Source organism: Actinomadura rupiterrae (assembly GCF_024172125.1).
In the GTDB taxonomy this organism is placed as follows: domain Bacteria; phylum Actinomycetota; class Actinomycetes; order Streptosporangiales; family Streptosporangiaceae; genus Spirillospora; species Spirillospora rupiterrae.
The window spans coordinates 29,488-51,170 of sequence record NZ_JAMZEA010000015.1 but is presented as its reverse complement, the minus strand read 5'-3'; the positions used below and the strand labels follow the sequence as shown (position 1 = coordinate 51,170).

The following is a 21,683-nucleotide window of genomic DNA, read 5'->3' as shown; positions in this document are numbered from 1 at the left end:
ACGTTTCCAGTGACCTTGAGCCACCTGGGCTTTCCTTGGTGAATCCGGATTCAACAGCATGGAAACGTTTCCATAAAAGGGGTCGTTCGTGGCAGCATGGGGCGAGCCGGGCGTGCAGCCGGGCAGCAGGCGAGGGGAGCGGGGCGTGGCGGCGACGATCAAGGACGTGGCGGCGGCGGCCGGGGTCGGCATCGCGACGGTCTCACGGGTGTTCTCCGGCGCGGGCGCGGTGAGCGCCGCGACCCGCGAGCGCGTGCTGGCCGCCGCGCGCGAGCTGGACTACCGGCCGAGCGCGGTCGGCCGCAGCCTCAAGACCCGCCGCACCGGCGGCCTGGGCCTGGCCGTCCCGGACGTCACCGACCCGTTCTGCGCCGAGCTGGTCGCGGGCGTCCTGGACTGCGCCCGCTCGCTCGGCCAGCACGTGCTGCTGGACGTCACGCTCGGCGACCCCGCGCGCGAGGCCGAGATCGCCGAGCGGTTCGCCGAGCAGCGCGTGGACGGCGTGATCGCGCTGCCGTCGGGGAGCGGCGAGCCGTGGTCCGGCTTCGTCCGGACGGGCGTCCCGCTCGTGTACGCGGGCCGCCGCCCGTCCGGACACCCCGAAGGCCGCCAGGGCAGAGGCGGAGGCGGCGAGGCGGCGCGGGCTCGGGCCGGGGGCGGCGTGCCTGCGGTGCTCGCCGACGACGCGGCCGGCATCCGGTCGGCCGCGGAGTACCTGGTCGGGCTCGGCCACCGCCGGATCGGCTTCCTCGGCGCGCCCGCCCCGGGCGCCCCGCCGGACGCCCGCGAGGACGCCTTCCGCGCCGCGCTCGCCGCCCTCGGCGTCCCGGTCGAGGAGGACCTGGTCGCCCGCGCCCGTCCGACCCGCGACAGCGCGTACGCGGCGGCGGCCGGACTGCTCCAGCGCCGCTCGGACCTGACCGCCGTGCTGGCCTCGGGCAACCTGTCGGGGGAGGCGGCGGTGCTGGTCGCGCGCGAGCTGGACCTGCGCGTCCCCGCCGACCTGTCGATCGCCATGGTCGACGACGTCGCCTGGGCCGAGCTGTGCGACCCGCCGCTGACCGCCGTCGCCCGCCCGGGCCGCGACATCGGCTACCGCGCCTGCGAGCTGGCCGCCCGCGACACCGGCCGCGAAACCGGGCGCCGCGCGCCGTCCGGGCCCGTCCTGCTGCCGACCGACCTGATCGTCCGCGGCTCCTGCGCACCGACCCCCATCCGCCGCGACCGCGCCCGGCACTGATCGCCCCTGGTATGCGACCGCGCCGGGCGCTGCGGGACGGTTCGGATCGCGCGGGGGGCGCCGGGCGCGCTAGATTCTTCCGGTGGAGGAGATCGATCGCCAGATCCTCGGGCTGCTGGCCGACGACGGCCGGATGAGCTTCACCGACCTGGCCAAGGAGACCGGGCTGTCGGTGTCGGCGGTGCACCAGCGGGTGCGCCGGCTGCAGCGCCGCGGCGCCATCCAGCGGTTCACCGTCCAGCTCGACCACGAGCAGGCCGGGCTGCCGATGACCGCCTTCATCTCCATCAAGCCGATCGACCCGTCCGCGCCGGACGACGCGCCCGAGCGCCTGGCGCACCTGTCGGCGATCGAGGCGTGCCACTCGGTCGCGGGGGACGAGAGCTACATCCTCAAGGTCCGGGTGGCCTCGCCGAACGAGCTGGAGGACCTGCTCCAGAAGATCCGCGCCGCCGCGAACGTCGCCACCCGCACGACCGTCGTCCTCAGCACGCCGTGGGAAGGCCGCCGCCCCGCCCTCTGAGCGGGTGTGGCGCGCGTCACACGCCGCACTGTCACATCGGCCCGCGGTCGCTCGTCCTGTTGCCGTAATTCACCGCTCCCGGCCACCGAGCCGGGACGAACGCAACAGGAGTCATCATGCGAGTTCTGGTCGCCGGAGCCACCGGAGTCGTCGGCGGCAGGCTGGTGCCGATGCTGGGCGCCGCCGGGCACGACGTCATCGGGCTGGTCCGCACCGAGGAGAGCGCCCGTCCGCTGCGCGAGGCGGGCGCCGAGGTCGCCCTCGCGGACGCGCTGGACCGGGACGGCCTGGCCCGGGCCGTCCGGGAGGCGCGCCCCGACGCGGTGGTGAACATGCTCACCGCGATCCCCGCCGAGCTCAACCCGCGCAGGCTGGCCGCCGACTTCGCGCTGACCAACCGGCTGCGCACCGAGGGCGCCCGCAACCTGGCCGACGCGGCGCGGGCCGCCGGCGCCGGCCGGCTCATCGCCCAGGGCCTCGCCTACGCCTACCAGCCCGGTGAGGGCGCCGCCGACGAGGACGCGCCGCTGTGGGAGCAGGGCACGCCCCGCCAGTTCGACCCGGTGCTGGGCGCGCTGCGCGAGCTGGAGCGCACCACCGCCGAGGCGGGCGGCCTGGTGCTGCGCCTCGGCCACCTGTACGGGCCCGGGTCGGTCTTCGCGCCGGACGGGTCGTTCGTCCGGCAGGTGCGGGCGGGCAAGGTGCCGGTCGTCGGTGGCGGCGGCGCCGTGTTCTCCTTCACCCACGCCGACGACGTCGCCACGGCCGTCGCCGCGGCGCTGGACCGGGACGTCACCGGCGTGCTCAACATCGTGGACGACGAGCCCGCCCCCGTCCGTGAGTGGCTGCCCGAGCTGGCCCGGATCCTGGACGCGCCCGCGCCCAAGCGGGCCCCGGCCGCGCTGGCCAGGCTCGCCGTGGGCGGCTGGGGTGTCGCCTACATGACCCGGCTGCGCGGCGCCGACAACGCCCGCGCGCGGCTGCGGCTGAACTGGCGCCCGCGCCACACGTCCTGGCGCGACGGCTTCGCCGCCGAACTCGGCGGAGCCTCCGCGGCCGCGTGACCCGCCCTTCGCGACGCGCTGCTTCACCCCTCGCGATACGCCCCTTCACCACCCGCGACGATCCTGGAAGGATTCGGCCATGCCCGATGAGACCGAGGTGTTCGAGCGCCACCGCCCGCTGCTCATCGGGCTGGCCTACCGGCTGCTGGGCAGCATGTGGGACGCCGAGGACGTCGCCCAGGAGGCGTACCTGCGCTGGACCGGCGCGGGCACCGCGGACGTCGAGGAGCCGCGCGCGTTCCTGTTCACCGTGGTGTCCCGGCTCGCGCTCGACCAGCTGAAGTCGGCGCGGGTCACCCGCGAGGCCTACGTCGGGCCGTGGCTGCCCGAGCCGGTCGCGGCGGCGGACCTCGGCCCGCTCGACACGGCCGAGCTGCGCGACACCCTGTCCTACGCGACGCTGCACATGATGGAGCGGCTCAGCCCGCCCGAGCGGGCCGTGTTCGTGCTGCGCGAGGCGTTCGAGCTGCCCTACGACGAGATCGCCCGCATGATCGACGTTCCCGTGGCGGCCTGCCGCCAGCACCACCACCGCGCGGCGGCCAAGCTCGCGGACGGCCGCGACCGGTTCCAGCCGTCCGGCGCCGACCATGCCGCGCTGATCGGCCGCTTCCTGGACGCGGCCCGCGGCGGCGACCTGGGGACGCTGGCCGAGCTGCTGGCCGAGGACGTCACCGCGTGGAACGACGGCGGCGGCAAGGTCCGCGCCGCGCTGCGGCCGGTCGTCGGCCTGCACGACGTGCTGGCCTTCATCGGCGGGCTGCTGTCCCGGTACCCGTTCGAGGACGTCCGTCCGGCCGAGGTCAACGGCGAGCCCGCGATCGTGGCGACGATGGGCGGTCAGCCGCAGGTCGTCGCGTTCGACGTCCGCGGCGGCCGCATCCACGGGATCTTCGCCGTCCTCAACCCCGACAAGCTGGCCCGCTTCACCGGCTGACCCGCCGGGGTCAGCACTCGGGGGCGAACGCTTCGAGGGCCTCGCGGGCGCGGTCCATGGACGCGGCCGGGTCGGCGTCCGGGCCGGTCAGCTCGGGGTCGAAGTTCAGGTCGACGAACAGCTCGGTGACGCCCTGCGCGGCGATCGGCGCGAAGTCGTCCAGGATCTGGTCGAGCGTGCCGGTGAGCGGCGGACGGTCCGGACCCGCCGCGCCGTCCGGGCGGATGCGCACCGCGCCCCGGCACACGAACCGCAGCGACCCGGGGTCGCGGCCCGCCTTCTCGGCCGCCTCGCGGACGGTCCCGACCGACCGGCCGAGCGCGTCGAGGTCGGCGCGGCTGGAGCTGACCCAGCCGGCGGCGAGCCGTCCGGCGCGGCGCAGCGCGGGCTCGGCGGCGCCGCCGAGCAGGACGGGCGGGCCGGGCGTCTGGACGGGCCCGGGCTCCATCACCACGGGCGGGAAGTCGTAGAACTCGCCGTGGAACTCGCTCACCTCGTCCTCCCAGAGCGTGCGCAGGACGGCGAGGTACTCCTCGGCGCGGGCGCCGCGCCGCTCCATGGGCGTTCCGGCGGCGGCGAACTCGGCGGGCATCCAGCCGGTGCCGAGGCCGAGGTCGAGGCGTCCGCCGGAGACGTGGTCGAGCGTGGCGGCCTGCTTGGCCAGGAGGGCCGGCGAGACGAACGGCAGGTTCACGATCGCGACGCCGAGCCTGATCCTCCGGGTGAGGCCGGCCAGGTAGGAGAGCGTGATCAGCGGGTCGGGGACGTTGCGGTAGGTCATGTCGGGGGAGCCCGCCGGGTTGAGGAGCCGTTGCAGCGTCCAGAGGGAGTGGTAGCCGAGCTCCTCGGCCCTCCGCGCGACCTCCACCTGGTTGGCGGGGGTGGCCCACGCGCCGGAGATGGGTACCGCGAAGCCGATCCGCATGCTTCTCTCCTCCTCGCTTGGACGGCCGCGCCGGCCGTCCCGGATCGAACCTTACAACGTCAAGGCGCGCGGCGCGGTGCCGCCACCCGTACCTCCGCGCGTCCCGTCACCCCTAATCCCGCCCAGGTCACCCTGCTCCTCGCCTGCTCGCCACCCGCAATCCGGTGCGATGTGCCACGATTCACTCGAAGACCACCGGACAAGAAACCTACGGTGCCGTAAGTTATGAACCTACGGTTCCGTAACCACAGCGGGCGCGCCGGCCGGGTCCTCCGGCGGCGGCCCCGAGACCGAGGGGGAGGGTGCGATGCGCCGAGCGGCCGAGATCGCCGGGGCGGTCAAGCCGAAACTGCGCGGGTGGCTGCATGCGGGAACGTTCCCGCTCGCGTTGCTCGCGGGGATCGCGCTGGTGGCGCTCGGTCCCACGCTGCCCGCGCGGATCTGCGCGGCGGTCTACACGCTGACCTCGACGCTGCTGTTCGGCGTGTCGGCGGCCTACCACCGGGGACGCTGGTCCACGCGGGTGCAGGACGTGCTGCGCCGCTTCGACCACGCCAACATCTACCTCATCATCGCCGGCACCTACACGCCGTTCGCCTACCTGATCCTGCACGGCGCGGTCCGCGTCCTGGTGCTGTCGGTGGTGTGGGCGGGGGCGCTGGCGGGCGTGCTGTTCCGCGTGCTGTGGGTGCGCGCGCCGCGCTGGCTCTACACCGCGCTCTACATCGGCCTCGGCTGGGTCGCGGCGTTCTTCGTGCCGCAGTTCATCGAGGGCACCGGTGTCGCGGTCGCGCTGCTGGTCGCGCTCGGCGGCGTCCTGTACAGCGTCGGCGGCCTGGTCTACGGGCTGCGGCGGCCGGACCCGTCGCCGCGCTGGTTCGGGTTCCACGAGGTCTTCCACGCCTTCACCGTGGCGGCCTACGTGCTGCAGTACATCGCGGTGTCGTTCGTGGTCTACCGCGCCGGGACGGCCTGACCGTCCGGCAACCCGTCCGGCAACGCGCCCGGCGGCGGGTTCAGGGGACGGCGACGATGAAGTTGAGGTTGCCGAACCCGAGCTCGTCGCCGGGCCGGACGCGGGCGGGCGAGGTGAGCCGCCAGCCGTTGATCCGGGTGCCGTTCATCGAGCCCAGGTCGGACACCATCCACTCGTCCCCGGCGCGGTACAGCTCGGCGTGGAAGCGCGAGACGGTGAGGTCGGTCAGGACGAACTGGCAGCCGGGCGCGCGGCCGATCACGATGCGGCTGAGGCCGGCGTCGGGCAGCTGGAAGCGCGGCAGCCGCGGTGCCCGCCAGGCGGCCTCGATCCGTGCGGTCACCTGCGACACGGTGGACACCAGCCCGGTGAGGCGGTTGACGACGCGGTTGGTGGGCGGCAGGTCGCGCACGGCGTCGTCGAGCTCGGCGCGGCTGCGGGCCTGGAGCACCTGCTCGACGCGGCGCTCGAAGGTGTCCTGGGACAGCCGCCCCTCGGCCAGCCGCTCGCCGAGCGCGCGCAGGACCTGGTCGCGGTCCGTGTCGGACGCCCGCACCGGATACGAGGGCTGACCGTCCATGGCTGTGAGTATCCAGGTCCTTTCCTCGGCTGTCCAGAAGCGGGCGGGGCACCCCCGATGCGTCCCCGTGCGCTCCCCGCGCCGCTTCCGGTGAGGGTTGTGACGCCACCGGACGGCGCGGGGTTCGGACCCTGATCAACTTTTTTTCGGTGATCCTCTTCCCGCGCCGGGAGCGGCGCCCGGGGGCGTCCAGCGGCGGGCGCAGGCGGCCCGCAGCCGCTCGTCCGCGCCGTCCTCGGGAGGCTCGTCGGCGGCGAGTTCGGCGAGGGCGAGGAGCGCCGCGCCGAGGACGGGCGGCGCGTCCGCGACGATCAGCTCGGCGTGCGGCGCGGCCCCGGCGAAGCGGCGCTCGACGCCGGCCATGAGCGGCGGGCGGCGGGCGCTGAGGACGCCGCCGCCGAGCACCACCTCGGTCGGGCGGTCCAGCAGGCCGAGGCGGCGCAGCGCGGCGGTGCCGAGCAGCGCGATCTCCTCGGCCTGCCGGTCCACCACCGACAGCGCGACCTGGTCTCCGGCTTCGGCGACGTCCATGAGGACGGGGGTGAGGGCCAGCAGCCGGTCCCGGTGGATGTCGCCGACGTGCAGCGCGATCCCGACGTCGACGGCGCTCGCGGCGCCGAAGTGGGCGGCGACGGCGGCGGTGAGGGCGGTCGCGGGGCCGCGGCCGTCCTCGGCGCGGACGGCGTGCCACAGCGCCGCCTCGCCGAGCGTGCCGCCGCCGCCCCAGTCGCCGGTGTGCGCGCCGAGGGAGGGGAAGCTGACGCGCGCGCCGTCCGGGGCGACGCCGACGCAGTTGATGCCCGCGCCGCACACGACCGCGACGCCCCAGCCGCGCCGCGCGCCGGTGTGGAGCAGCGCGAAGGTGTCGTTGCCGACGGTGACGCGGTCGGTCCAGCCGCGGTCGCGGAGGGCCTTGACCAGGGCGCGTTCCTCGTCGGGCAGGTCGACGTTGGCCATGTAGGCCGACACCAGCGCGGGGGGCGGGCCGCCCGCGTCGGCGAGGGCCCGATTCACGAGGTCGGCGACGGTGTCCACGGCGCGGTCGAAGCCGCCTTCGTGGGGGCGGTAGCCAGCACCGCGGACGTGGGCCAGGAGCGCGCCGGAGGTGTCGGCGACCAGCACGTCGGTCTTGCTGTTGCCGCCGTCCACCGCGAGGAACGCGCGGCCGGCCGGGCCGGACGCGGGACTCGCCGGGCCGGACGCGCGGCGCGGCGGGCCGGAGGTGGGGGTCACCGGGCCGCCCACGGCAGGTGGGCGCGGTTGGCGGCGACCAGGTCGGCCGCCAGGTGGTCGGCGAGCGCGTCCTGCCCGACCAGGGGGTGGGCGAGCAGCGCGGTGCGGACGCGGTCGACGCCGCCGTGCAGCGCGGCGTCCAGGGCGAGTTCCTCGTAGGCCGACACGTGCGCGACGAGCCCGGCGTAGAGCGGTTCCAGCGGCGGGACGGGCAGCGACAGCGGCCCCTTGGCGGTGATGCGGGCCGGGACCTCGATCACGGCGTGGTCCGGCAGGAACGGGAGGGTCCCGTTGTTGCGGACGTTCGCGACCTGCACGGACGGGACGCCGACGGCCCCGGGCGTGCCGAGCAGCGCGGCGAGCAGGTGCACGGCGGCCTCGGAGTAGAACGCGCCGCCGCGCTCGGACAGCTGCGCGGGCCGGGTGTCGTTGGCGGGGTCGGCGTACAGGTCGAGCAGTGCGCTCTCTACGGCGGCGACCTGCTCGGCGCGCGGGGTCTCGGTGCGCTGGCGCTCCACGATCCGGTCGTGCTCGTAGTAGTAGCTGAGGTAGTAGGACGGCAGGACGCCCAGGTGCCGCAGCAGGTCGCCGGGCAGGTTGCTGATCTCCTCCAGCTGCGGCCGGTGGTCGGCCAGCAGTTCGGGGAGGCGGTCCACGCCGTCCACGGTGGCGGAGCGGACCCAGGTCAGGTGGTTCAGCCCGGCGTGGCCGAGGTCCACCTGCTCGGGCCGGACGTCCAGCAGCGCGGCCAGGCGCCGCTGGACGTGGATGGCGACGTTGCACAGCCCGACCGCGCGGTGCCCGGCGTCCAGCAGCGCGCGGGTGACGATGCCGACCGGGTTGGTGAAGTCGACGATCCAGGCGTCGGGGGCGTGCTTGGCGATGGTGTCGGCCAGGTCCAGCACGACCGGGACGGTCCGCAGCGCTTTGGCGAGGCCGCCGACGCCGGTCGTCTCCTGCCCGACGCAGCCGCAGCCGAGGGGGAGCGTCTCGTCCGCGCGGCGGGCACCCTGGCCGCCGATCCGCAGCTGCACGATCACCGCGTCCGCGCCGGCGACCCCGGCGGCGGTGTCGGCGGTGGTGACGACGCGGGCGGGGTGTCCGGCGCGGGCCAGCATCCGCCGCGACATGGCGCCGACCGGGACGAGGCGGTCCTCGTCCGGGTCGACCAGGACCAGCTCGGCGACCGGCAGCGCGTCGCGCAGCCGGGCCAGGCCGTCCACCAGTTCGGGGGTGTAGGTGGAGCCGCCCCCGATGACGGTCAGTTTCAACCCTTCACTCCTGTCAGGGTGACGCCCTGCACGAACACGCGCTGGGCGAGGAAGAACACGATGAGGACCGGCAGGATGGTCAGCAGCGTCGCCGCCATCGTCAGGTTCCACTCCACGTGGTGCGCGGCGCGGAACGAGGCGACGCCGACCGCCAGCGTCCAGTGGTTCGGGTTGGCGTAGACCAGGGGCCCGAAGTAGTCGTTCCAGCAGTAGAAGAACTGGAACAGCGCGACGGCGGCGATCGCGGGCCGCGCCATCGGCAGCACGACCCGCAGCATCGTGCGCAGCTCGCCGCAGCCGTCCACGCGGGCGGCGTCGGCGTACTCGGCCGGGATCGACACCAGGAACTGGCGCAGCAGGAAGATGGAGAACGCGTCGCCGAACAGGTTCGGCAGCATCAGCGGCCACAGCGTCCCGGTGAGGTGGAACCGCGACCAGACGATGTAGAGCGGGACCATGGTGACCTGCGGCGGCAGCATCATCGTCGCGATGACGATGACCAGCGCGGCCGAGCGGCCTCGGAACCGGAACCGGGCGAGCGCGTAGGCGACCGGGATGCTGGACGCCAGCACGAACGCCGTCGACAGCACCGAGTACATGACGCTGTTGAGCGTCCAGCGGACCATGTCGCCGGTGAACGCGCGGTGGAAGTTGCCCCAGTGCCAGCTGTGCGGCCAGAACGAGCTGGTCAGCGCCTGCCGGTCGGTCATGACGGCGGTGAGCAGCATGAACACCAGCGGCGCGAGGAACATGACCGCGAGCGCGATCGCCAGCGAGTGGACGGCGATCCAGTACAGCGTCCGGCGGGTGCGGGTCGCACGGGACCGCCGGTGGACGCGGCGCGGCGCGGGGCGCGTCCCGGCGGCGGGCGTCGCGGTGGCGGTCACCGGGCCTCCTCGCTGGCGAAGGCGCGGAACCGGCGCAGCAGGAACGTGGTGAACAGCATCCCGACGGCGAACATCAGCAGCGCGAGCACGCAGGCGTATCCCATGTTGAACTGCCGGAACCCCTCGTCGTAGAGCCATTGCGGGAAGGTCAGCGTGGACCCGTCGGGGTAGCCGGGCGCGAACTGCGTCCCGGGGGTGTCGGCCTGCCCGGCGGCGACCTTCGCCGCGACCAGCGCCTGCGTGAAGTACTGGAGGGTCTGGATGACGCCGGTGACGGCGCAGAACGCCAGCACCGGCGAGATCGACGGCAGCGTGATGTACCGGAACCGCTGCCAGGCGTTCGCGCCGTCCAGCACGGCCGCCTCGTACAGCGACTTCGGCACGTCCAGCAGCGCCGCCAGCAGCAGGATCATCAGGTCGCCGACCGCCCACAGCCCCATCAGGGTCAGGCCGGGCCGCGACCAGGACGGGTCGTTGAAGAAGTCCGGCAGCGTCACGCCCAGGTGCCGGGCGATCGCGGGGAACGGGCCGGTGCCGGGGTTGGTGACGAACACGAACGCGACCGTCGCCGACACCGGCGGGATCAGGTACGGCAGATAGAACACCGACCGCAGGACGCTCCCGCCGCGCTTGATCTGGGTGAGCAGCAGCGCGATGCCGAGCCCGAACAGCAGCCGCAGCGGCACCATCACCGCGACCAGCCACAGCGTGTTGCGCATCGCGCGCCAGGCGTCGGAGTCGTGCAGCAGGAACCGGTAGTTGTCGAACCCGACGTACTTCAGGGTGAACAGGTCGTACCGGGTGAAGGAGAAGTAGACGGTCGCGGCGAGCGGGTAGCCGAAGAACAGGCCGAGGCCGACCAGCCAGGGCGACAGGAACGCCAGCACGCGCAGCCGGTTGCGGCGGCGTGCCCGCGTCCCCGTGCCCGCGGCGGCCCTCGGGGCGGTGAGGGCGGTCATGCTCAGCCGCCGTTCAGCTTGATCGCCTGGTCGACCTTGGCGTCCAGGTCCTTCAGCGCGGCATCGACGTTGGCGACGCGTCCGGGCTCCCACTGGTCCTGGACGAACGTCTGGAACTTCACCACGTAGTCGTTGCCGTTCGGCGTCGGGGGCGTGGTGGCGCTGTTGGGGCTCTTGAACACGTCCAGGAACGTCTGGAACTGCGGCGGCATCTTCAGCTCGGGGGAGGCGAGCGCGGGCAGCGTGCTCGGCACGTTGCCGAGGCCGTTGGCGAAGGTGACCAGCGCGTGGGTGTCGGTGGTCAGGTACTTCACGAACTCCCAGGCGGCCTGCGGGTGCTTGGCCCCGCGCGGGACGCCGATGACGGTGCCGGTGACGAACCCGCCGCCGTAGCGGGCGGTCTGGTCGTCGGGGACGGGCGCGGGCGCGGTGCCGTAGTCGACCTTGGGCGCCTCGTCCTGAAGGAACTTGGTGCGCCACTCGCCGTCCACCGCCATGGCGACCCGGCCCTGCTCGAAGGGGTTGGACGCCTCGAACTCCTGGCCGACCGACTTCAGGAACTTCTTGACGTTCTCGTAGCCGTACCAGTCGATCAGGCTCTTGTTCCACTGCAGGTAGGCCTTGACGGCCGGGTCGGCGGCGAGGTTGCTCTTGCCGTCGGGGGTGAGCCACTTGGCGCCGAAGTCGGTCGCCAGGTGCTGCACCTGGTGCTCGTAGTACTGCGCGGACGGCATGAACCCGGCGACCTTGATCGTCCCGTCCGGGTTGCGGACGGTCAGCTTCTTCGCCAGCGCGGTCAGCTCGCCGATCGTCTTCGGCGGCTGGTTGCCCTTCATCAGCGCCTTGTTGTAGTACAGGCCGTAGGCGTCGGCGAGCAGCGGCATCGCGCAGCGCCGCCCCTTGTACTGGGTGTACTGCCGGACGGCCGGCGGGAACATGTTCAGGTCGATCTTCGACTTGGTGAGGTAGGGCGTGAGGTCCTGCCAGGCGCCGGAGTTGCACCAGGAGCCGACCGAGTCGGTGGAGAACGAGGACACCACGTCCGGCGGGTTCCCGCCGCGGATGGCGTTGGTGATGCGGTCGTCGGTCTGGTCCTTGACCAGCTTGACGGTGATGTTCGGGTGCAGCTTGCGGAACCCGGCGACGGCGTCGTCGAACGCCTTCACCTCGTGGTCGGCCGACCAGCCGTGCCAGACCTCGATGGTCTGCTTGGCGTCGGCCTTGGGGCCGGAGTCGGAACCGCCGGAGCTTCCGGCGGTGCAGGCGGAGGCGAGCAGCCCGGTCGCGGCGAGTGCCGCCGCGGACAGGCGCCGGGCGCGCCGGGGGGTGAGGAACACTCCTGGTCTCCTTCGGGGAGGACGGCCGGACGGCCGTCGGGGGGTGGTGAGGAGTGGGCCGGGCCGCGTGGCCCGCTGTCGGGGTTGCCGGGGGCGGGGTGCGCGGTCGGGGAGGGGGTCAGCCGGCCGCGGGCCGGTTCGTCAGGAGGCCGCGGGCCGGTTGGTCGGGCGGCCACGGGCCGGGTGGTCAGCCGGCCGCGGGCCGGGTGCGGAAGAACACCTCCTCCCGGCAGCCGCGCAGCGCCTGGTCCAGCGCGCCGGCCAGGACGACGTTGCCCGCCACCGCGCTCAGGCGCACCGGCGGACGCGGGATGGTCAGGCTGTGCAGCTCCCGTTCGACCAGCCCCCGCAGCGCCTCGCCGCCCGCGCGCGACACCTCGCCGGTCAGCACGATCAGCTCGGGGTCGAGGATGCCGACCACGTTCGCCAGCGTCGCCGCCAGCCGCTCGGCCAGCTCCCCGAGCGCCTCCGCGGCGCGCTGCGCGGCCTCCCAGGCCGCCGGGGACGGGGACGCCGGGTCCAGGGCCCGGACGGCGCGGGTGAGGGCGGTGCGCATGTCGCGTCCGTGGAAGCCGTGGTGCCGCAGCAGCGCCAGCACGGCCGCGCTGCCGATCCGGGTCTGGACGCCGCCGGTGTGGGCCAGCCGCGCGCCGCGCACCAGCGGCGCCCCCACGGCGGGCATGTAGCCGATCTCGCCCGCGCCGCCGGTCGCGCCGCGGTGCGGGCGGCCGTCCAGCACCACGGCCATGCCGACGCCGTCGCCGACCCAAAGCAGCGCGAAGTCGCGGACCCCGGCGGCCTGCCCGGACGCCATCTCGGCGAGCGCGCCGAGGTTCACGTCGTTCTCGACCTCCACCGGGAGGTCGAGCCCGGCGGCCAGGTGCCCGGTGATCCCCGGGACGTGCCAGCCGGGCAGGTGCGCGGCGTACCCGACGCGTCCGGTCGCGGGGTTCACCGCGCCGGGGATGCCGACGACGACCCGGTTGAGCCGGTCGCGGGTCAGGCCCGCCGCCTCGGCCGCGCCGTCCACGGCGGCGGCCGCGCGGGCGGCGGGATCGACGTTCGCGCGGCCCGGCGTCGCCAGCACGTGCTCCCCGACGACCGCGCCGGTGAGGTCGGCGACCGCCGCGACGATCCTTCGCGGCGTGACGTCCAGGCCGACCACGTGCGCCGCCGACGGGACGATCCGGTACAGCTCGGCGGTGCGGCCGGGCGTCCCCTCGCGCACCCCGTCCCGCATGACCAGGCCGGACTCCTCCAGCCGGGCGAGCAGCTGCGACGCGGTCGGCTTGGACAGCCCGGTCAGCCGGGACAGCTCGGGCCGGGTCAGCGTCCCGTGCGCCAGCAGCGCCTCCAGCGCCGCGCGGTCGTTGATGGCGCGGAGCAGGCTGGGCGTCCCCGGCGTGGGCGCCGGCGCAGACGCGGATGCGGACGCGGGCGCGGCGGGCGCATGCGGGGGCGTGGGCGCGTCGGACGGCACGGTCATCCCGGACCCTCTCTGAGTTAGGAAACTTTCCTAACGTGGCCACGAAAGTAAGGACTCCTACCGAACGCGTCAACCCCCTGGCGCCGATTTCGTGTGCCCGACTTCGGACGGCGTCCCTCCCGAGGCCCCGCCGGAGGCAGGCGAAAGCCCCGCCGGAGCCCGCTGCGCGCCCGAGATATCGACAACATGCTGTCAATATGACAGAATACTGTCATGAGCAACGGAACGAAGAACGTGCATGTGGCCGTCTACGACACGCTCGCCGACTGGGAGGTGGGGCACGCGATCGCGCACATCGCCAACGGGAGCTTCCGCGCGGAGCCGAACGAGTTCGCGGTGGTGGCGGTCGGCGCGACGCGCGAGCCGGTCACGACGATGGGCGGCCTGCGCGTGCTGCCCGACATCGCCCTGGACGAGCTGGACCCGGCCGACTCGGCCATGCTGATCCTGCCGGGCGCCGCGACCTGGGACGCGGGCGGCAACAGCGAGTTCACCGAGGCCGCGCGCCGGTTCGTCGAGGCCGGGGTGCCGGTCGCGGCGATCTGCGGCGCGACGTTCGGCCTGGCCGCCGCCGGGCTGCTGGATGACCGCGACCACACCAGCAGCGCCGCCGAGTACCTCGCCGCGTCCGGCTACAAGGGCGGCGACCGCTACGTCGAGGCCGACGCGGTCAACGGCGGCGGCGTCATCACCGCCGGGACGACCGCCCAGACCGGGCTCGCCCGCGAGATCTTCGCCGAGCTCGGCCTCTACACCCCCGAGGTGCTGGACGCCTGGTTCCGGCTGTTCCAGCATTCCGACCCGTCGGCCTTCCCCGTCCTCATGGCGGCCTCCGGTGCCGGCCGCTGACGGCGACACCCGTCCGGCCGGCGACGGCAACGGCCGGACGGCTGGCTCCGGCTACGGCCGGCCGGTCGGGGCCGGTGAGGCGCAGGGCGCCGACAGCGGCGCGCTGCTGTCGGGCACGGCGCTGGCGGTCTTCCGGCTGAACGGCCAGTTCCTGGACGTGGCCGAGAGGATGGCGCGTCCGGCAGGGCTGACGGCGGCGTGGTGGCAGGTGCTCGGCGCGGTGCTGTACGAGCCGCTGCCGGTCGCCGGGATCGCGCGCGCGATGGGCATCACCCGGCAGAGCGTGCAGCGGATCGCCGACCTGCTGGTCGGCGAGGGCCTGGCCGAGTACCGGCCCAACCCCGCGCACGCCCGCGCCAAGCTGCTCGTCCCCACCGAGGCGGGACGGACGGCGGTGGCGCGGATCAACCCCGCCCACCGGGCCCTCGCCGACGCCCTCTCCGCACGGCTCGGCCTCGCCCGCCTCGCCGAGGTCCTCGACGCCCTCACCGAACTGTCGGCCGCGATGCACGACCTCGAACAGGACCGTCCCGAAGCCTGACGCAGCCAGCGGACGCCCGGGCCCCGGAAGTCACCTCGCGGACGGCTGGTCCAGCCCGGTTCCGGGGGCGCGGACGAGCGGGACCGGGCCGGTGGCGAAGCGCGCGGTGCGCGGGTCGCGCTCGTCGCCGAACCGGGTGGTGAGGATTCCGTACAGCTCCGGGCGGCGCCCCTGGATCCAGCGCCGCCCGGTCGACAGCGGCAGCAGGTCCAGGTCGAGGTCGGCGGTGACCATGGTGTCGGCGGCGGCCCAGGTCTCGGCGAGGACGCGGCCGTAGGGGTCCAGGATCATCGCGTTGCCGGTGCGGATCTCGTCGTCGTCCACGCCGACGCCGTTGCTGAACACCACGAACATGCCGTTGTCGTGCGCGCGGGCGGGCAGCCAGCGCATCAGCCAGCCGCGGCCGTCCGGCCCGCGGAACGCCTCCTCGACCGCCGCCGGGTCGCGGTGCCGCCCGTGCCACAGCTCGGCCGGGACCGGGCGCATGCCGTGCGGGCTGCGCGAGGCGGTGCCGCCGGTCTGGTGCGGGGCCAGCAGCACCGACGCGCCGAGCAGCGCGGTCGCGCGGACGTTCTCGACCAGGTTGTTGTCCCAGCAGACCAGCACGCCGAGCCGGACGTCCCAGGGCGTGTCGAAGACGGTGAAGCTGCCGCCGCTGGAGATCGCCTCGTGCTCGAAGGCGTGCAGCTTGCGGTGCCGGTGGACGCGTCCGTCGGGCAGGCAGACCGCGAAGCCGTTGAACAGCCCGCCGCGCCCGTCCGACTCCAGGAACCCGACGCCGACCGCGAGCCCGTGCTGGATCGCCAGCTCCCGGACGGTCGCCACCGACGGCCCGTCGATCGGCTCGGCGAGCGCGTGCAGCGCCTCGGCCGAGTGCCTGCGCAGGTGCCAGTACCCGAGCAGGCACATCTCGGGGAACACCACCACCTGCGCGCCGTCCGCGGCCGCCTGGCGCGTGAAGCGCTCGACGACCGCCAGGTTGTAGGCCTTGTCGTCGGGACGCGGCTCGAACTGGACGCTCGCGCAGCGCAGCGTCCTTCCCTGCTGCGCCTGTTCCGCCTGCGCCTGTTCCGCCTGCGACCGCTCCGCCTGCGTCCGCTCCGGCTGCGGTCGCTGCTGCCCCTGGATGTGGTTCACCTGTGCATCTCCCTGCTGGTCGGCGCGCTCGGGTGCCGCGTGCAAACCCAGTGAAACCGGGGCAAGTTCCATGCGTCCAATCAATCTTTGAGGACGAACGATAAGATTAGGGAATGGAACTTGGGTTGCTGCGAGCGTTCCTTGCGGTCGCCGAGTACCGCCACTACGGGCAGGCCGCGCACGCGCTGGTCCTGACCCAGCCGACCCTCACCAAGCAGATCCAGACGCTGGAGCGGCGCCTGGGCGGACGGCTGTTCGACCGCGGCCGGCACGGCGCCACCCTCACCGACCTCGGCGCCGCGCTGCTGCCCGAGGCGCAGGAGCTGGTCGAGCGCGCCGAGGCGCTGGAGCTGCGGATGGCGCGCCTGGCCGCCGGGCACACCGGCCTGCTCACCCTCGGGTTCGGGCTGTCCAGCCTGCAGTTCGCGCCGCGCGCGGTGGCCGCCTTCCGCCGCCGCCACCCCGATGTGAACGTCACGCTGGACGACCTGCCGTCGCAGGGGCAGCTCGACCGGCTCGAACGCGGCGAGCTGGACGTCGGGTTCGTCCGGATGCCGGTGGAGGCGCGCTGGGGCCGGCACATCCTGCACACCGACCGGCTCGCGGTCGCCTGCACCGGAGAGACCCCGCCGGACGACCCGCGCCACCTGGCCGACTGGATTGCCCACCGCGGCCTGATCCGGCTCGTCCGGTCCCGCGGGCCGGGGCTGTTCCAGCAGATCACGCGGCTGTGCGCGGCGCTCGGTCTGGACCCCTCACCGGCGCAGGAGAGCCGCGACCTGCAGACCGTCCTCGCGCTGGTGGCGGCAGGGGCGGGTGTCGCGTTCGTGCCGGCGAGCGCGGCCGACATCGCGCCGCCCGCGGTCACCCTCGTCCCGGTCGCGCACCTGGCGGCCGAGTGGCGGATCGGCGCGGTCTGGCATCCCGGACGGCTGCGGCCGCTGACCGCGAACTTCCTCGACGTCGTCCGCGAGCTCCACCCGTCCCCGCTGACCTGAACGCCCGGCTTGCGCGTGCGCCGAGCCGTCCGGGACGGCTCGGCGCGCGCCGGGGTCAGCGGGAGAGGAGGTCCCGGGCGATGTGCGTCACCTGGATCTCGTCGGTGCCGGCGTAGATCTGGAAGGACTTGGCGTCGCGGGCGAGCTGCTCGACGCGGTACTCGCTCATGTAGCCGTTGCCGCCGAACAGCTGCACCGCCTCCTGGGTGACCTCGGCGGCGGCCTGCGCGGCGTACAGCTTCATCGCCGACGCCTCGGCCAGCGTCGGGGTGCGGCCCTTGCGCTGCATCTCCACGTGCCGGAACACCAGGTTCTGCACGTTCAGCCGCGCGACCTCCATCTTGGCCAGCTTCAGCTGGATCAGCTGGAAGTCCCCGATCGGCTTGCCCCACAGCTCGCGCTTCCTGGCGTAGTCGACCGACAGCCGCAGGCACTCCTCGATGACGCCGAGCGCCATCGCGGCGACGCCCGCCCGCTCGGTGACGAAGTTCTGCCGCGCCGACTCCTTGCCGCTCTGCGCGCCCGTCCCGCCGCCGGTGAGCAGCCGGTCGGCGCCCGCGCGGACGTCGTTCAGGAACAGCTCGCCGGTGGGGGAGGAGTGCAGGCCCATCTTGCGCAGCGGCTTGCTCTGCTCCAGCCCCGGCATGCCCCGGTCCAGGACGAAGGTGAGGATCTCCCGGTCGCGCGGGTCGCGGCCGTCGTCGAGCTTGCAGTAGAAGACGATCGTGTCGGCGTAGGGGCCGTTGGTGATGAACGTCTTGGACCCGTTGATGACGTACTCGTCGCCGTCGCGGCGCGCGGTGGCCTGCATCCCGCCGAACGCGTCGGACCCGGAGTTCGGCTCGGTGATCGCCCACGCGCCGACCTTGTCCATGGTCAGCAGGTCCAGGCCCCAGCGCCGCTTCTGCTCGGCGCTGCCGCGCTTCATGACCGTCCCGGCGGCCAGGCCGAGGCTGACGCCCATCGCGGTGACCAGGCCCGGCGACACCTTGCACAGCTCGACGATCGGCAGGATGCTCAGCGACGCGTTGCCGCCCCCGCCGCTGACCTCGGACGCCAGGTCCGGTTCGGAGCCGTCGTCGCCCGCCGCGCCGTTCGCGGCGGCGCGCTCCTCCCTCTCCAGGCGCTTGCGGAAGGAGGAGCGCGCCATCTCGTCCATGCCGAACGTCCGGAACAGGTCCCTGATCAGGTCGTAGGGGGGCAGGTCCCCGGCGTCCAGCGCGTCCATGTGGGGACGGACCTTCTCCTCGACCCAGCTCCGCACCGCGTCGCGGATCATCACGTCCTCGTCGGACCAATCGATCATGCTTCGTCCCGCCTTCGTCGGACCGGTTCGTCCCTGCCCATCCTGGCAGACGGGAAAAGTAAGCGCTTATTGTGGTCCGGGTCCGGGTCCGGGTCCGGGGCGGCGGTCAGGGCGTCCAGTAGTTGCCGGAGACCACGATCATCGACTGGAGCTGCACGCTCGCGCCGTAGTACAGCTTCGGGTCGACCGGCGTCGCGGTGAGCTCGCCCCACAGCGCGTCCAGCCAGGCCTTCGAGCCGGGGTCGGTGGCCGCGGTGACCGCGAACGGCGCGGTGAACGCCATGTCGCTGCCCTTGTCGAACGGCGTCCCGGACAGCTTGTAGCCGGTGTAGATCTTGCCGGGGTCGCCGCCGGTCGCGGACTTGATCCAGGTGTTCAGCTTCCGCGCCGACGCCAGGGACGCGGCGTCCCCGCTGGTCAGCGCGTCGGTGCCGATGCGCCACGGGTCGCGGCAGGCGTTCCAGTTGTAGTCGCCGTCGTGCGGGTCCTCCAGCACCTGCCCGCTGGCGGGCTTGGCCGCGGTCTTGGTGTTGACGACGAAGTCGGGCAGCAGTCCGGTCTTGCTGGCGTACTTGTCCTGCAGGTCGGTGATGACCTTCTGGTGGGCGGACCGGATCGTGTCCCAGGACGCGTCGCCGGTCGCCTTCCGGAAGGCCCGGAAGTGGTCGACCATCCAGTCCGACGACCGGCTCATCCAGTAGTGCGATTCGCCCGAGTCGCTCCAGTCGCCGAGCAGCAGCAGGTGCGAGGTCGGGTTGGTCTCGCTCTTCTTGATGGCGTTGATGTGCTTCACGGCGAGCTGCTTGTAGTCGTAGGTGCCCGAGCTGCCCCACTGCTTGTCGGCGAGCAGCAGGCCGTAGGCGACGTCCATGTCGCCGTCGGTCGCCGAGTCGGAGCCGTCCACGCTCTTGCAGCCGGCGTTCTGCTCGGCGGCCAGCAGGTCGCGGTTGTTCACCGACGGGTGCGCCAGCATGTACTTCACGAGCCCGTCGAAGATCTTCCTGGCGTCGGTGTCCGCGCCGGCCATCAGCGCGGTGACCACCATGCCGTAGCCCTGCGCCTCGGCGACGTAGGGGTGGTCGGCGTCGGGGGAGTACACCTGGTACCAGCCGTTGCCGCACTTGCTCTGCAGGAAGCTCTTCTTCCACTTCTGGTAGACCGCGACCACGGCCTTGTCGATCGCCGCCTGCGATCCGCTCGGACGGATCGTCCCGGCGGCGTACCTGAAGGCGTGCGCCCCGAACGGCCGCGCGGCACCGCCCTGCTCGTTCGCCGAGACCGGACGAGCGGCGGACGCCTGCCCGCCGCATCCCGCCAGCCCCGCGACCGCCGCGCAGACCGCCGCTCCCGTAACCGCTCCGCGTCCCACTCCGCTTCCGTGTCCGATTCGCCGAAGCACGCGCGTCACCTCTCGCTCGCCACACCGGAAAGTTAGGAAGGTTTCCTAACGCCTGGCAGGCAATCACCGCCGTCACGGTCCGTCAAGACCCAATTCACACACCGTCCCCACACCCCCACTCTCACCTCGCCCAACACCCGCGAGATCACGGCCCCGGAAAGAGATCTACTTTGTAAAGGCTGAGGGCCTTGGGACCTGACCGGTTGCACCGGCAGGTCCCAAGGCCCTCAAGCAGTGGCTGGGACGGGTCTACTGGTAGTACTGCATCCAGTATTCGATGGTGTGCTTGCGGTCGAGTGCGAAGTAGGCGTGGTAGTGCGAGGCGCCGGCGTTGTGGATGCGGACGGTGCGGTACCGGCCGTCGCAGGCCCACCGGCCGCTCTTGGCGACCTTGTTCCTGCCGTACATGAGGAAGACGTGCATCGTCGAGTCGTTGCCCCAGCAACGGGCGTTGACCTGGATGACCCGGACGCCCCGGTACCGGTAGTAGCTGCGGGTCTTCCAGTTCTTGATCGGGGAGTGGGAGTCGTGCCCGCCGGGCCAGGTGTGCCAGCGGCCCTGGGCGTGGACGGTCGGCGACGGAGCGGCCTTCACGGCCGGGACCGCCGCGCGGGTGGCCGCGTGGGCCGGGGCGGGCGCCGCGCCCAGCGTGAGCGCGGCTGCCGTGCCCGCCAGCCCCACGGTTCCGGCCTTCCAGACTTTGCGCATGCCGTGTCCTCCTGTTCGGCGACGCGGACGCGCCGCTGGGACAGAGCTTGGAACCCCGACCGCGACCGGGGCCAGAGCCTCGGGCAAACGCGGGAACCACTGGGACGGCACACCCGATGACCTGCGCAGAGACCGCGCCCGGCGGGATCTGGCGGGATGTGGCGAGGCGCGGGACGAACCCGACGGCAGCGTCCCCGGTTCACTTGCAGGCTGGGTCGGCTTCGGGGGAGGGAGTTGGGGGTGTTTCAGGAGGGGAGGGGGACGACGTCGGCTAGGACGGCGCCGTCGGGGGTGAGGCGCTCGGGGGACGGGCTGTCGTAGACGACCAGCAGCTCGGTGTCCGACAGGACGGCGATGCCTTCGGCGTGGTCGTCGCCGTCGCCGTAGGGCAGGTCGCCGAGCGGGTGCAGCTCGTCGGCGGTCACCAGCCCGGACGGGCGGCCGTGCCGGGCGCCGGGCCAGCGGACGAGCCGGACCGGGCCGTCCAGGTCCATGCTGGGGCCGGTGAGGATCAGCAGGTCGTCGCCGTGCGGGCACAGGTCCCGGATGCCGAGCCCGCCGAGGTCCAGGAAGTGGGTGCGGTAGCGCGGGCCGTCGCCGCCGTCCAGGGCGCGGGCGCGCAGCCGGCGCGGGTCGCGCGGGTGCGGCTCGGGGGAGATCTCGACCAGGACGGCCCAGCCGCGCAGCACCGGGCCGCGCAGCCCGACGAGGACGCGGTCGTCCACGACGGCGATGCCCTCGATGTCCAGGCCGTTGTCCTTGCTGGGGATGGTCAGGAACGGCGCGAGGTGCGGGTCGGCGGCGAGCAGGTCGGCGAGGGAGTCGCCGCGTCCGCCGAGGACGGCCGCGGTGCGCTCGCCGTCCTTCGCGACGACCTCGGGCAGGCCGTCCGCGCCGGTCACCACGGGCAGCCGCGCGAGGATGTAGCGGTTCTCCTCGCGGACGACGGTCGCCAGCCGCTTGAGCGCCTTGTCGGGGGACTGGCCGGGCTTGGGCTTCTTGCGCTTGAGGCTGTGCGAGCCGATCGCCCACAGCCAGCCGTCCGCGCGGGCGAGGCCCTCGATGTCGGCCTCCTCGTCCGGTCCGGCGGGCAGGTCCACCAGGTCGGCGAGGCGCACCGAGCGCTGGGCGCCGTACTCGGCGATCCGGCCGTCGTCGCCGGGGGAGGCGGTGAGGCGCTCGACCGTCGCGGTCTCGTCGCCGGCGACCCACAGGCAGGGGCCGTCGCGGCGGACGGCCGACAGGTTGGTGTGCGTGGCGGCCTCGCGGCTCGCCTGCGAGAAGTGGAGGGCGACGTGGCGCTGCGACTGCATGCGTCGATGCTGCC

Annotated in this window: 21 protein-coding genes; 8 read left to right on the top strand and 13 right to left on the bottom strand. The window is 73.6% G+C overall.

Features of this window, described 5'->3' with window-relative positions:
- Window positions 1-88 precede the first annotated feature (88 nt).
- The 4 genes from FHU30_RS39710 (at window position 89) to FHU30_RS39695 (ending at window position 3,764) form a co-directional block, all read left to right on the top strand.
- Window positions 89-1,240 carry a LacI family DNA-binding transcriptional regulator gene (locus FHU30_RS39710; RefSeq protein ID WP_253882871.1) on the top strand — a complete coding sequence of 384 codons (1,152 nt, stop codon included), beginning with the start codon at window positions 89-91 and terminating at the stop codon, window positions 1,238-1,240.
- Between the two features lie 82 nt (window positions 1,241-1,322).
- Window positions 1,323-1,763 (top strand): Lrp/AsnC family transcriptional regulator, encoded by a 441-nt coding sequence (locus tag FHU30_RS39705; RefSeq protein ID WP_253882870.1) that lies wholly within the window; start codon window positions 1,323-1,325, stop codon window positions 1,761-1,763.
- A 116-nt stretch (window positions 1,764-1,879) separates the two neighbouring features.
- Window positions 1,880-2,827, top strand: a complete 948-nt coding sequence (locus tag FHU30_RS39700; RefSeq protein WP_253882869.1) for an NAD-dependent epimerase/dehydratase family protein — start codon at window positions 1,880-1,882, stop codon at window positions 2,825-2,827.
- Between the two features lie 79 nt (window positions 2,828-2,906).
- Entirely contained in the window at window positions 2,907-3,764 is an 858-nt protein-coding gene (locus FHU30_RS39695) for an RNA polymerase sigma-70 factor (protein ID WP_253882868.1), read from the top strand.
- A gap of 10 nt (window positions 3,765-3,774) precedes the next feature.
- On the opposite strand, the gene FHU30_RS39690 is transcribed toward FHU30_RS39695, so the two are convergent.
- Entirely contained in the window at window positions 3,775-4,689 is a 915-nt protein-coding gene (locus FHU30_RS39690) for a TIGR03619 family F420-dependent LLM class oxidoreductase (RefSeq protein ID WP_253882867.1), read from the bottom strand.
- Window positions 4,690-4,996: 307 nt separating this feature from the next.
- Between FHU30_RS39690 and trhA the strand changes: the two genes are divergently transcribed.
- A complete protein-coding gene (trhA, locus tag FHU30_RS39685) occupies window positions 4,997-5,665 on the top strand; it encodes a PAQR family membrane homeostasis protein TrhA (protein ID WP_253882866.1) in 669 nt (222 codons plus the stop codon).
- 40 nt (window positions 5,666-5,705) lie between these two features.
- Here trhA and FHU30_RS39680 read toward each other — a convergent pair whose 3' ends face one another.
- The 7 genes from FHU30_RS39680 to FHU30_RS39650 form a co-directional block, all read right to left on the bottom strand.
- The gene (locus FHU30_RS39680) at window positions 5,706-6,245 is read right to left on the bottom strand and encodes an FHA domain-containing protein (protein ID WP_253882865.1); all 540 of its coding nucleotides are present in this window, start codon (window positions 6,243-6,245) and stop codon (window positions 5,706-5,708) included.
- 135 nt (window positions 6,246-6,380) lie between these two features.
- Complete coding sequence (locus FHU30_RS39675) at window positions 6,381-7,478, bottom strand: N-acetylglucosamine kinase (protein ID WP_253882864.1); 1,098 nt, start codon at window positions 7,476-7,478, stop codon at window positions 6,381-6,383.
- On the bottom strand, window positions 7,475-8,749 hold the full coding sequence (locus FHU30_RS39670) for a family 4 glycosyl hydrolase (RefSeq protein WP_253882863.1): 1,275 nt from the start codon (window positions 8,747-8,749) through the stop codon (window positions 7,475-7,477). Before FHU30_RS39670 ends, FHU30_RS39675 begins: the two co-directional genes overlap by 4 nt.
- Window positions 8,746-9,636: a carbohydrate ABC transporter permease gene (locus FHU30_RS39665; protein ID WP_253882862.1), complete on the bottom strand. Its 891-nt coding sequence runs from the start codon at window positions 9,634-9,636 to the stop codon at window positions 8,746-8,748. The genes FHU30_RS39670 and FHU30_RS39665 overlap by 4 nt, the downstream gene beginning before the upstream one ends.
- Window positions 9,633-10,595, bottom strand: a complete 963-nt coding sequence (locus FHU30_RS39660; protein WP_253882861.1) for a carbohydrate ABC transporter permease — start codon at window positions 10,593-10,595, stop codon at window positions 9,633-9,635. The genes FHU30_RS39665 and FHU30_RS39660 overlap by 4 nt, the downstream gene beginning before the upstream one ends.
- Before the next feature lie 2 nt (window positions 10,596-10,597).
- Window positions 10,598-11,932 (bottom strand): ABC transporter substrate-binding protein, encoded by a 1,335-nt coding sequence (locus FHU30_RS39655; protein WP_253882860.1) that lies wholly within the window; start codon window positions 11,930-11,932, stop codon window positions 10,598-10,600.
- Window positions 11,933-12,119: 187 nt separating this feature from the next.
- Entirely contained in the window at window positions 12,120-13,418 is a 1,299-nt protein-coding gene (locus FHU30_RS39650; RefSeq protein WP_253882859.1) for an ROK family transcriptional regulator, read from the bottom strand.
- 213 nt (window positions 13,419-13,631) lie between these two features.
- Here FHU30_RS39650 and FHU30_RS39645 point away from each other — a divergent pair, with 213 nt between their 5' ends.
- Entirely contained in the window at window positions 13,632-14,267 is a 636-nt protein-coding gene (locus FHU30_RS39645; RefSeq protein WP_253882858.1) for a DJ-1/PfpI family protein, read from the top strand.
- A gap of 103 nt (window positions 14,268-14,370) precedes the next feature.
- Window positions 14,371-14,808, top strand: coding sequence for a MarR family winged helix-turn-helix transcriptional regulator (locus tag FHU30_RS39640; protein WP_253883021.1), 438 nt, complete (start codon window positions 14,371-14,373; stop codon window positions 14,806-14,808).
- Window positions 14,809-14,838: 30 nt separating this feature from the next.
- Here FHU30_RS39640 and FHU30_RS39635 read toward each other — a convergent pair whose 3' ends face one another.
- Window positions 14,839-15,945 (bottom strand): nitrilase family protein, encoded by a 1,107-nt coding sequence (locus tag FHU30_RS39635; RefSeq protein ID WP_253882857.1) that lies wholly within the window; start codon window positions 15,943-15,945, stop codon window positions 14,839-14,841.
- 113 nt (window positions 15,946-16,058) lie between these two features.
- On the opposite strand from FHU30_RS39635, the gene FHU30_RS39630 reads away from it, so the two are divergent.
- Window positions 16,059-16,943, top strand: coding sequence for a LysR family transcriptional regulator (locus tag FHU30_RS39630; protein ID WP_253882856.1), 885 nt, complete (start codon window positions 16,059-16,061; stop codon window positions 16,941-16,943).
- A 55-nt stretch (window positions 16,944-16,998) separates the two neighbouring features.
- Here FHU30_RS39630 and FHU30_RS39625 read toward each other — a convergent pair whose 3' ends face one another.
- From FHU30_RS39625 to FHU30_RS39610, 4 genes are all read right to left on the bottom strand, one after another.
- Complete coding sequence (locus FHU30_RS39625; protein ID WP_253882855.1) at window positions 16,999-18,249, bottom strand: acyl-CoA dehydrogenase family protein; 1,251 nt, start codon at window positions 18,247-18,249, stop codon at window positions 16,999-17,001.
- A 106-nt stretch (window positions 18,250-18,355) separates the two neighbouring features.
- Window positions 18,356-19,618: a family 8 glycosyl hydrolase gene (locus FHU30_RS39620; RefSeq protein ID WP_253882854.1), complete on the bottom strand. Its 1,263-nt coding sequence runs from the start codon at window positions 19,616-19,618 to the stop codon at window positions 18,356-18,358.
- Window positions 19,619-19,897: 279 nt separating this feature from the next.
- Window positions 19,898-20,356, bottom strand: a complete 459-nt coding sequence (locus FHU30_RS39615) for a hypothetical protein (protein WP_253882853.1) — start codon at window positions 20,354-20,356, stop codon at window positions 19,898-19,900.
- A gap of 245 nt (window positions 20,357-20,601) precedes the next feature.
- Window positions 20,602-21,669, bottom strand: coding sequence for a DUF3616 domain-containing protein (locus FHU30_RS39610; protein WP_253882852.1), 1,068 nt, complete (start codon window positions 21,667-21,669; stop codon window positions 20,602-20,604).
- Between the last annotated feature and the right edge of the window lie 14 nt (window positions 21,670-21,683).

What these genes read in the sequence shown, in the direction of transcription:
- FHU30_RS39695 (WP_253882868.1), top strand. Translation starts at nt 2,907, where the DNA reads ATGCCCGATGAGACCGAGGTGTTCGAGCGCCACCGCCCGCTGCTCATC.
- FHU30_RS39680 (WP_253882865.1), bottom strand. Translation starts at nt 6,245, where the DNA reads ATGGACGGTCAGCCCTCGTATCCGGTGCGGGCGTCCGACACGGACCGC.
- FHU30_RS39700 (WP_253882869.1), top strand. Translation starts at nt 1,880, where the DNA reads ATGCGAGTTCTGGTCGCCGGAGCCACCGGAGTCGTCGGCGGCAGGCTG.
- FHU30_RS39690 (WP_253882867.1), bottom strand. Translation starts at nt 4,689, where the DNA reads ATGCGGATCGGCTTCGCGGTACCCATCTCCGGCGCGTGGGCCACCCCC.
- FHU30_RS39650 (WP_253882859.1), bottom strand. Translation starts at nt 13,418, where the DNA reads ATGACCGTGCCGTCCGACGCGCCCACGCCCCCGCATGCGCCCGCCGCG.
- FHU30_RS39645 (WP_253882858.1), top strand. Translation starts at nt 13,632, where the DNA reads ATGAGCAACGGAACGAAGAACGTGCATGTGGCCGTCTACGACACGCTC.
- FHU30_RS39625 (WP_253882855.1), bottom strand. Translation starts at nt 18,249, where the DNA reads ATGATCGATTGGTCCGACGAGGACGTGATGATCCGCGACGCGGTGCGG.
- FHU30_RS39610 (WP_253882852.1), bottom strand. Translation starts at nt 21,669, where the DNA reads ATGCAGTCGCAGCGCCACGTCGCCCTCCACTTCTCGCAGGCGAGCCGC.
- FHU30_RS39660 (WP_253882861.1), bottom strand. Translation starts at nt 10,595, where the DNA reads ATGACCGCCCTCACCGCCCCGAGGGCCGCCGCGGGCACGGGGACGCGG.
- FHU30_RS39630 (WP_253882856.1), top strand. Translation starts at nt 16,059, where the DNA reads ATGGAACTTGGGTTGCTGCGAGCGTTCCTTGCGGTCGCCGAGTACCGC.
- FHU30_RS39615 (WP_253882853.1), bottom strand. Translation starts at nt 20,356, where the DNA reads ATGCGCAAAGTCTGGAAGGCCGGAACCGTGGGGCTGGCGGGCACGGCA.
- trhA (WP_253882866.1), top strand. Translation starts at nt 4,997, where the DNA reads ATGCGCCGAGCGGCCGAGATCGCCGGGGCGGTCAAGCCGAAACTGCGC.